This is a genomic window from Kitasatospora sp. MBT66 (genome assembly GCF_000710405.2).
Taxonomy (GTDB): Bacteria; Actinomycetota; Actinomycetes; order Streptomycetales; family Streptomycetaceae; genus Kitasatospora; species Kitasatospora purpeofusca.
In genome coordinates this window covers 826885-829499 of the sequence record NZ_JAIY01000006.1, presented here as the reverse complement: position 1 = coordinate 829499, position 2615 = coordinate 826885, and the positions used below count along the sequence as shown (strand labels likewise).

At 73.5% G+C, this 2615-nt stretch carries 1 protein-coding gene and 1 pseudogene; both read left to right on the top strand.

All coding sequences use genetic code 11. The annotated features are described in order from the left end of the window. A pseudogene (locus tag BI06_RS16155) lies at positions 1 to 1205 on the top strand (AAA family ATPase); the annotation flags it as partial. 182 nt (positions 1206 to 1387) lie between these two features. Further along, entirely contained in the window at positions 1388 to 2581 is a 1194-nt protein-coding gene (ftsY, locus tag BI06_RS16150; protein ID WP_030396726.1) for a signal recognition particle-docking protein FtsY, read from the top strand. The last annotated feature ends 34 nt before the right edge of the window (positions 2582 to 2615 follow it).

Genomic DNA, 2615 nt, shown 5'->3' with positions numbered 1-2615 from the left:
AGCAGCAGCGGCTGGCCGGGGCCGCCACCTCGGCCCGGGCGACCGAACTCGAGGCCCGGCTCGCGGTGCGTACCCACGAGGAGCGGGTCCGCGCCCTGGCCGGGCGGGCCGATCAGCTGGACCGGGCCGCCCGCGCCGAGCGCGAGGCACGCGCCCGGGCCGCCGAACGCCGCCGACGGGCCGAGCAGGACGCCGCCGTGGCCGTCGCGGTCGCCGAGGGCGCCCGGCAGCTGCTCGCCTGCCTGGAGGTGTCGCTGGCCCGGGCGGACGCCGAACGGGCCGCGATCGAGCAGGCCAGGGCGGCGCGCGAGGCGGAGCTCCGGGAGCACCGCGAGCACGGCCGCGAACTCAAGGACGAGCTGGACAAGTTGGTCGACGCCGGGCACCGCGACGAGGTGCTGCGGGCGGAGAAGCGGCTGCGGATCGAGCAGTTGGAGAGCCGCGCGCTGGAGGAGTTCGGCATCGAGGGCGGCGAACTGCTGGACTCCTACGGGCCCGACCGACCGGTCCCGCCCTCCACCCCGGAGGAGGGGCAGGAGCCGGGCGAGCCCCGTCCGTACGTCCGGGCCGAGCAGGAGAAGCGGCTGCGCGCGGCCGAGCGGGCGTACCAGCAGCTGGGCAAGGTCAACCCGCTGGCGCTGGAGGAGTTCTCCGCCCTGGAGGAGCGCCACCGGTTCCTCGGCGAGCAGCTCGACGATCTCAAGCGCGGTCGGCGCGACCTGCTCGACATCGTCAAGGACGTCGACCAGCGGGTCGAGCAGCTGTTCACCGCCGCCTTCCACGACACCGCCGCGCAGTTCGAGGGCGTGTTCTCCCGGCTGTTCCCGGGCGGCGAGGGACGGCTGGTGCTGACCGACCCCGACTCCATGCTCACCACCGGGGTCGAGGTGGAGGCCCGCCCGCCCGGGAAGAAGGTCAAGCGGCTCTCGCTGCTCTCCGGCGGGGAGCGCTCGCTCACCGCGGTGGCGCTGCTGGTCTCGATCTTCAAGGCCAGGCCCAGCCCGTTCTACGTGATGGACGAGGTCGAGGCGGCGCTGGACGAGACCAACCTGCGCCGGCTGATCGGGATCATGGAGGAGCTGCGGGAGAGTTCCCAGCTCATCGTGATCACCCACCAGAAGCTGACCATGGAGTCCGCCGACGCGCTGTACGGGGTGACCATGAAGGGCGACGGCATCTCGCAGGTGATCAGCCAGCGGCTGCGGGAGGAGCGGAAGGAGCGGCGGACCCGGCCCGCGCCCGCTCCGGCGGCGGAGCCGGCGGCCGTCCCGTCCTGAGCCGGCGGTGACCGGGCGGCGGACCGACCGCGGTCCGTTCCCGATCCGTTTCCGATCCGGTCCTCCGCCTGCGGTCCGCGCGGACCGGCGTCACGGATACTGGTGGAGTTATGGAATACGTGATTCTTGCCGTAGTCATCGCGGTGGTCGCCGTCGGCGCGATCGCCGGACTCGTCGTTTCCGGCAGACGACGCCAGCAGCTGCCCCCGAAGTCGCAGGCGCCGGTCATCACGGCGCCCCCGACCCCGCGCGAGCCCGCCGTCGGCGAGGAGGCCGCGCCGCCCACCGAGGAACCGCGCCGCACCGTCGAGGAGGTGCAGCTCCCCGAGGCCGAGGTCGTTCCCGAGGCCGTCGAGGAAGCCCCCTCCGTCGAGATCCCCGAGCCCACCGCCGGCCGCCTGGTCCGGCTGCGCTCGCGGCTCTCCCGCTCGCAGAACTCGCTGGGCAAGGGGCTGCTCTCGCTGCTCTCCCGCGAGCACCTCGACGAGGACACCTGGGAGGAGATCGAGGACACCCTGCTGACCGCCGACGTCGGCGTGGCCCCCACCCAGGAGCTGGTCGAGCGGCTGCGCACCCGGGTCAAGGTGCTCGGCACCCGCACCCCGGACGAGCTGCGCGCCCTGCTGCGGGAGGAACTGGTCGAGCTGATCGGCAAGGACGCCGACCGCGTCGTCCGCTCCACCAAGCACGAGGAGGGCCCCGCGGTCGTCCTCGTGGTCGGCGTCAACGGCGTCGGCAAGACCACCACCACCGGCAAGCTGGCCCGGGTGCTGGTCGCCGACGGCCGCAGCGTGGTGCTCGGCGCGGCCGACACCTTCCGTGCCGCCGCCGCCGACCAGCTGCAGACCTGGGGCGAGCGCGTCGGAGCCCGCACGGTGCGCGGCCCCGAGGGCGGCGACCCGGCCTCGGTCGCCTTCGACGCGGTCAAGGAGGGCATCGCCGAGGGCGTGGACACCGTGCTGGTGGACACCGCCGGGCGACTGCACACCAAGACCGGCCTGATGGACGAGCTGGGCAAGGTCAAGCGGGTCGTCGAGAAGCACGGCCCGGTCGACGAGGTGCTGCTGGTGCTGGACGCCACCACCGGTCAGAACGGGCTGGTCCAGGCCCGGGTCTTCGCCGAGGTGGTCGACATCACCGGCATCGTGCTGACCAAGCTGGACGGCACCGCCAAGGGCGGCATCGTGATCGCGGTCCAGCGGGAGCTGGGCGTGCCGGTCAAGCTGATCGGTCTGGGCGAGGGTGCCGACGACCTGGCGCCGTTCGAGCCGGGTGCGTTCGTGGACGCGCTGATCGGGGACTGAGGACCGCCGGTCCACCGATGAAGGGTCCGCTCCC

Excerpts from the sequence above, each read along its gene's own strand:
- ftsY (WP_030396726.1), top strand. The coding sequence starts at position 1,388 with ATGGAATACGTGATTCTTGCCGTAGTCATCGCGGTGGTCGCCGTCGGC.